Annotated in this window: 1 protein-coding gene; it reads right to left on the bottom strand. The window is 59.9% G+C overall.

The window, feature by feature from the left end:
• Positions 1-25 precede the first annotated feature (25 nt).
• Positions 26-181 (bottom strand): DUF3096 domain-containing protein, encoded by a 156-nt coding sequence (locus tag SB753_RS38435; RefSeq protein ID WP_007583393.1) that lies wholly within the window; start codon positions 179-181, stop codon positions 26-28.
• Positions 182-262 lie beyond the last annotated feature (81 nt).

Below are 262 nucleotides of genomic sequence, written 5' to 3'. Positions count from 1 at the left end.
CGTTCGTGCGCGCGCATCAGGCGCGTCAAAAGTGCGCCGTGCCCCCGACGCCGAACAGCCCGATCAGCCCAATGATGATCAGATAAAGCGCGACGATGAAGTTGAGCAGGCGCGGCACGATCAGAATGAGAATGCCGGCGATCAGCGCGACGAGCGGGCCGAGCGTGAGATGGATGTTCATGGCGACTCCTTTTGTTCGAATTGACGACGGTAAGAGACAACCTGTCGGTTAGCCTGCGTTCGCGGATCTGTCTGTGCGAGC

It is taken from the genome of Paraburkholderia sp. SIMBA_053, assembly GCF_046534895.1.
GTDB lineage: Bacteria > Pseudomonadota > Gammaproteobacteria > Burkholderiales > Burkholderiaceae > Paraburkholderia > Paraburkholderia caledonica.
The sequence above is the reverse complement of the archived record's forward strand: the minus strand, read 5'-3'. Positions and strand labels throughout refer to the sequence as shown.

What these genes read in the sequence shown, in the direction of transcription:
- SB753_RS38435 (WP_007583393.1), bottom strand. Translation starts at nt 181, where the DNA reads ATGAACATCCATCTCACGCTCGGCCCGCTCGTCGCGCTGATCGCCGGC.